Source organism: Legionella longbeachae, from assembly GCF_004283175.1.
In the GTDB taxonomy this organism is placed as follows: domain Bacteria; phylum Pseudomonadota; class Gammaproteobacteria; order Legionellales; family Legionellaceae; genus Legionella; species Legionella longbeachae.
The window spans coordinates 176885-183262 of sequence record NZ_RXNW01000011.1 but is presented as its reverse complement, the minus strand read 5'-3'; the positions used below and the strand labels follow the sequence as shown (position 1 = coordinate 183262).

Sequence of the window (6378 nt, the reverse complement as noted above, 5' to 3'; positions counted from 1 at the left end):
AGTGGGCTGCAACTCACAGTATGACAGTACAAGATTATGTGGATGCATTCATGTGGGCCAAAAATGGACAAAGCTTTGAACACTTTCCTGAAAGCGGGCGTTGGACAGTGGCGGAAGAACTTTTTAACCAGGAAGATAAAGACTTCGCAAAACTGTTTTACAACTTTGGCACGGAAGTTGAACCTAAAATCGTTAATCCATTTTGGAAAGAAATAGGAACCGACCTTGTTAAGGAGATTAAGGAAGGAAAAGCGTTCCAGGGAACAGCGTTTAAAGAAATGGACTTTAATACCCCTCCGTTAAGCGAGCAAAAACAAGATCTGGTGAATCAAGCCACTTTTATTATTGCCAATCCCGATGACGTGGAAATTGAAGCGAAAGTAAGGAAATTGTTTACTGATTATTTAGAGCTCATGCCTGGAATGAAACTTGATATAGAAGAAGACCAAGAGCAACGATACAGAGTATATGCGCGCAGTATTCCCGTTCTAAAAAAAGGTTATGTGCAAGATGCGGTCAGTGATTGGGATCAGCCACTTTATAAATCAAGCAACACCGCATTGCTGGATAAAGAGGCTTCAAAATTCCTCGCTTTGGAACGCGGGAAAAATATTGGTGGCGGCAAAGCGATGATGTTGCATGACGAGCCCGGCACAAAACTGATAGAATCGCCTAATGCTGTTCTCTATAAGATGATGAAAGCTGAAAAAAGCAGCAACAATAGAGAGGTTTACAAAATTGGCAAGGCATACCTTGATAAAAATCCTCAAACAGCCTTTGCTGATCCATTTTCAGCATCCCTTATTGAAAGAATAGAAATAATGACAAAATCACATGCGCCCAAGTCTGCACGCAAACCAATGTGGGCCATATTGTCTGATATTGGTGGTTTCAAGCCAGGAACTGTTGCTGCTCCTATATTTAGAGTAGCCGATCAACTTGAAAAGTTAAGTAAAACAAACCCAAGACAGGCAATTAAATCTGGAGAAGATTATTTGGAATGGAAAGGACACAAAAAAGATACAGAATATGTTCGCAGAATACAGAGTTTTGTTGATAAATTAAAATCAGAACAATCCTTAAAATCAATAAAAGGTGATTTGCATAAATTTAAGGAAGATCAAATTCCGAAAAATGAAGAGAGCCAATATAAGGCTAAGTAGTAGCGAGTCAAACCAGGTCTAATACCACCCATTTTTCAGTATAGCTGTCAGACCTGGTTTGAACTGCTTCTTGAACCCCTCCCACTATAGGCCTAGATGCGGTTATGTTCATTATCCTCTGAAACTCATCCACCTCTTTTTAAGCTGCTCAATCTGAGCTTTAAAGTTTAAAGTCATCAAGTTAAGTTATTTTGGACATCGGTATCATTTTTTATGATTACAGGGGCTATGGCTTGCGCCAGTTAAAATACATCATGATGTGAGTCAATTTTTTTATGGGCGTTTGCAAACAAATATGGAGATGTTTCTTTGAAACAGCACTTGCAAAAGTCATCAATATCACAGAATATTTCTACTAAAGTCGCTAACATCTTGCTTACAAAATTGAGGGGATGAATTTTAAACTGGCATAATGTATCTGACAAAGGTATTTTCAATCATTTCATCAACATACGCTCAGCCTTATGTCGAGTTGAAATAAAAAAAATTTGCATCCAAGGAGGGTTTAATATAGTTTCTCCATGAGCACAGAAAAACAACCATTCATCATTGGAATTAATTTAGGATATGGAATGAAACAGATAATTAAATTTGGATTTATTTTAAGCTTTCTAAGCAATAGTGCTTTTAGTGCAGAGCCCGTGCAAGGGTTTTACTTTGGTTTATTGGGTCAAATTAGCCATGCGCCTAATCCAGATCTTACTTTTACGATTAACAACGTGCCTTATACTGGACAAGTAACCTTGGGGCCTGTTGGTGGAGGAGTAGGTACCTCTATTGGTTATAAAATACACAACTTCAGGCTTGAAGCGGAGTTCCTCTATAATATAAACAATTATGGGGAGCTGCAAGTAGGTACGTGTACCCTCATTAGCCCTACTGTCGTTGGGCCTGAAGGAGTATGTCCTGCGTACATTCAAGATAATGGGCTAGGCTTTAACGGTAACACCATGGGTTTTTATGGATTGTTCAATGCATTTTATGATTTTACGTCCTCTAATCCGGATGTTAATTTTGTTCCTTATTTAGGATTAGGTCTTGGGGCTGCGCTCATCAGAAATCAAGGCAATATCGAATCCACGGAGTATTCTGGAATTGTTCCTGCAATCCAATTCACCTCCAATAACTCGCAGGGTGGTTTTGCCCTACAAGGAATAGTAGGCTTTAATTATTACCTGGATGACTTTACAACCATGGGTCTTGATTTTAGATACGTTTCAACCATGATGAGTAACAATAACAATAATAGCAGCAGTAGTAGTTCTCAATTTGGCATAAGTACCATCAATCTCGTATTCAATTTTGCCCTTGAGAAAGGAGATAGTTGAGTTGCAGAATGCAGCTCAACCTTTTCCTCAGCAACAAGCAGTTTGCCGCAGATTTTAGCTCTTTTCACCAAAATCACAATCAAGTTAACTCTCTTTGCCATCCTAAACAAAGCATTTCCAATTCTCTTAAGTATCTGTTGATAGGACATCGACATACCGTAGCCTGTGCACTCCATCCAATAATCAGCTCAAGAGACGTGTATCGATTTACCACAGACGACAGGATAAGGTAGAAAATTACATGAAGAAAAAAAACGATTGTTGTAAATTATTTATTCATATGTTAGGATTTTTAAAAGATCATATCCTTTTGGAATTGCAATAGAGTTCTTCATGACAAATGCAAACAGCACTACAAAGTTATTTTGTACCAGTAACAACTGGTGTGCTGTGATGTCTCTTATTTTCCCCTCTTCTTTTAAAAGAATTATTCAAATTATTAACATTATTCGCCTGTCTTAACGGTGAGCGAATAAGACCATAAGCCCGTTAAGACAGGGTCTCTCCAAGGCCACGCCCGCTCAGTGAGTCTTCCATTCAGCGCACACTTTAACCTATTTGAAGAGAGATAATTATGTTAATGTCTATAGAAAAAAACAATACAAGGCCTGTTTTAGTCTATCCTATTATTGTTATCAGTTTAGCTGCTTGCTTTCTTTTTTATAAATATGTGTTACAAATTTTTCCCAGTATCATCACCGCCCCTTTAATGAAACAATTTGATTTGACAGGCGCAGGACTTGGAAACCTGGCTGCTACTTTTTATTATTCTTATATGATTACTCAATTATTTGTCGGTATTTTGCTTGATAAGTACGGTACTCGTCGCTTTACATCAGCCGCTATTTTTTGCAGTGCCCTAGGAGTGCTTTTATTTTCAAACGCAGAGACCTTATATGTAGCAATTACAGCCCGTGCATTGATGGGCGTTGGGGTTGCCTTTGCGACAGTCGCTTATATGAAACTCGCAGCAGACTGGTTTTCTCCAAAACAATATGCCTTCGTGAGCGGGCTTTTAGCTACAGCGGCCATGGCTGGTGCAGTTTTTGGTCAAGCTCCTTTGGCTTGGCTTATTGATCATTTTGGGTGGCGTCACTGCCTATTCAGTGTAGGGGCTTCTGGGGTTATCCTATCTTGTTTGTTTTTTATAGTAGTACGCGATCGTTCATGCTCTTTAAACAGGATGACAACCACCAAAACAACCATTTCATTTCAAGATGTAGTTGGGGTGCTTAAGAGCAAACAAAATTGGCTGCTCACTTTATACAGTGGGCTTGCTTTCTCACCTGTTGCCGTATTTGGCGGACTTTGGGGAAACCCATTCTTAGCGGAAGCGTATCACTTAAGTAAAACCCAATCAGCCTCTCTGTTATCACTGGTTTTTATAGGTTTAGGTCTAGGAAGTCCTATTTTGGGGATGTTATCCGATCGTTTAGGTAATCGACGTTATGTCATGTTTTTTAGTACCCTGGCATCAACTGCAGCGCTTATCTTAGTTCTATATTGCCAAGTATTATCCACTGTAACTTTAAGTGTATTGTTATTTATATTTGGTTTTGGGCTTGGAGCATTTATGTTGGTTTTTGCTATGGGAAAAGAAATTAACTCCGTAGCATTGACAGCAACGGTTATAGCCATGATCAATACCAGTGATGCGGTTTTTGATGCCTTAACAGAACCCCTTATTGGAAAATTATTGGATATGGGATGGGAGGGCCATATCGTAAATGGTGTGCACCAGTTTTCTCTCTCTAGCTATCAGATGGCTCTATCGCTATTGCCTATTTATTTAATAGCAGGTTCTCTTTTATTGCTTTGGGTTAAGGAGCCTGCTCAAAAAGCATAGAATCTTAGGCAGTAATTGATGTATTTAAGAATGGTTTTTAATCTGTATAGTTCGATATAATCTTTCTTATATCGAACTACTTTGCATTGATGTTTTCAGCGAACAGATTCATTGATATTGGTTAATGCGTTGTTTTTTCTTGAGCCTCACCCATTAGCCAATCCATACTTACTTCAAGTTCATTAGCGATTTTTTGCATAGACTCAGAATCTAAAACGACAACTCCATTTAACAGAGCTTCGATTTTAAATTTTGGAACTTGGAACAGTGTAGAACATACTTGAACTCGCTCTGTCATTAAGACAGGGACACCAAGCTCATCTAGCTCATTGTTCAAACGTTCAGTTAGTTTTTTGTTTGACATTGTAGTCTCCTCTTGGCTTTTTTTCAGTTTAAGTCAATAAAGCTTAAGGATTAATTAACAAATTAAATCTTTACAGAAAAATTACGAATTTAAAAATAATCAAGGCATCTATTTGAATTTAAAGGAAAATTAAAATAAGTCATTTCTTATAAAAAATGACAAATACGTCAATTTTTCTCTTTCGATTTTAGTTTGTAAACAAAATCAAACTTAAAAATAGGTTTAAACCGATTTTTTGGCGAGCCGATTGAAAATATATTTGGGCAATAATAACCAATATTGACCTTCATTCTTCATATGTTCGCCTAAAAATGTGGCAAGCTTTCCTGAACCCCAATAAATGTCGCCTCGCATGAAACCACGAATTGCCCCACCTGTATCTTGAGCAATCATGAGGCGTTGTAATTGCTTTTCATCTTCTTGATTTTTATCGGGCCGAGTTGTATCTAACCAAAGTGGAGCACCAAGCGGAATCCATTTTTTATCCACAGCTAAAGAATAACCCGGGGTAAGAGCCATACCTTGAGCACCAAGAGCCATAGGTTTTTTTACATCCTCAAAAAAAACGAAGGACTTGTTTTTATGGAGAATATCTTTAGCCTTTTTAGGGTGCTCCTCCAAATAGCGTATAATAGCTGCTTTAGATGCTGTATCTCGACTCATAATTCCCTGGTTTATCATAACCTTGGCAATAGAAGTATAAGGAGCCCCATTCTCACCTGCATATCCCAAATAGATATTCTCGCCATTAGGCAGCTGAATAACACCGGCACCTTCGATTTCTAAAAAAAGACGCTCGGCAGGACTATGAATCCAGGCAATCACTGGCGCTTTCTTCTTAAGAGCACCATTGTCTATTTGTGCACGAGTATATGAAGTGGTAAATCCACCTTTAGGCATCCCATAAATTGGTGTATTGTACTTAGGACTTTTCTTTAGGTTGCCCTTTATTTGTGGCATATAATAGCCAGTAAATAAACTTTGAGAAGGGTTTCGTTGTTTTAACTCAATAGGGTGGAACCATTTTTCGAAAAAGATTTTTGCTGAATCTTCCGAAGTAGAATCAAGAGCCAAAGCTGCCTTACAAACTGGATACCAATCTCGAGCTTTTAGGTTGATATGTCGAGTACCAATTGGGCGGGATGGTTCCTGCTTTAAAAAAACCTTGCATGAAGTTTGAAATGCCAATAATGATTTTTTGACATCTGCCTGATCCCACCCAGGTAACTCTTCAAAAGATACTTTTGTTAGGGCTATATTTTTTCTTCTTATAACCACTTTCTTCGAAGCAACTGTTTGGGGGGTGGTTTTTTCTGCACTAACTTTTTTTGAATCAATCTTTTCTGCACTAACCTTTTTTAAGGTGTGCCCATACGGAGTGCTTTCAACAATTTGTTTAGCACTCTTAAGTGCATTATCTTCCACCGCAGCTGTCTTTACAGGCCCGGTTTTAATAATCACTTTCTTAGTATTCTGCGGTTTCTCTTGAACTTGAAGCCCATTATGCTTATAAAGCGACAGTCCAACGAAACTTATCGTAAGACAACTAATACCGCATATTGTGTAAATTAATTTCCTACTCATAGGGGCACAAGGTTTACATAAGATGGGATCTAAATCAACAAATTTTCATCATTTTTTCACAAAACCAATCTATTATTTGCTCTTTTTTGCAAA

Annotated in this window: 5 protein-coding genes; 3 read left to right on the top strand and 2 right to left on the bottom strand. The window is 38.1% G+C overall.

Annotation, left to right across the window (positions count from 1 at the left end):
* The 3 genes from EKG34_RS12545 to EKG34_RS12535 form a co-directional block, all read left to right on the top strand.
* On the top strand, positions 1-1163 hold a 1163-nt coding region (locus EKG34_RS12545), incomplete at its 5' end, for a hypothetical protein (protein WP_242616753.1).
* Positions 1164-1735: 572 nt separating this feature from the next.
* Positions 1736-2491, top strand: a complete 756-nt coding sequence (locus tag EKG34_RS12540) for an outer membrane beta-barrel protein (protein WP_012979486.1) — start codon at positions 1736-1738, stop codon at positions 2489-2491.
* A gap of 574 nt (positions 2492-3065) precedes the next feature.
* Complete coding sequence (locus tag EKG34_RS12535; RefSeq protein ID WP_003634554.1) at positions 3066-4337, top strand: MFS transporter; 1272 nt, start codon at positions 3066-3068, stop codon at positions 4335-4337.
* A gap of 121 nt (positions 4338-4458) precedes the next feature.
* Here the strand turns inward: EKG34_RS12535 and EKG34_RS12530 are convergent, their stop codons facing one another.
* Positions 4459-4701 (bottom strand): hypothetical protein, encoded by a 243-nt coding sequence (locus EKG34_RS12530; RefSeq protein ID WP_003634552.1) that lies wholly within the window; start codon positions 4699-4701, stop codon positions 4459-4461.
* Between the two features lie 222 nt (positions 4702-4923).
* The gene (gene mltA, locus EKG34_RS12525) at positions 4924-6285 is read right to left on the bottom strand and encodes a murein transglycosylase A (protein WP_223800060.1); all 1362 of its coding nucleotides are present in this window, start codon (positions 6283-6285) and stop codon (positions 4924-4926) included.
* Positions 6286-6378 lie beyond the last annotated feature (93 nt).

Coding starts and splice junctions, on each gene's coding strand:
- EKG34_RS12540 (WP_012979486.1), top strand. CDS start 1,736: ATGAAACAGATAATTAAATTTGGATTTATTTTAAGCTTTCTAAGCAAT.
- EKG34_RS12535 (WP_003634554.1), top strand. CDS start 3,066: ATGTTAATGTCTATAGAAAAAAACAATACAAGGCCTGTTTTAGTCTAT.
- EKG34_RS12530 (WP_003634552.1), bottom strand. CDS start 4,701: ATGTCAAACAAAAAACTAACTGAACGTTTGAACAATGAGCTAGATGAG.
- mltA (WP_223800060.1), bottom strand. CDS start 6,285: ATGAGTAGGAAATTAATTTACACAATATGCGGTATTAGTTGTCTTACG.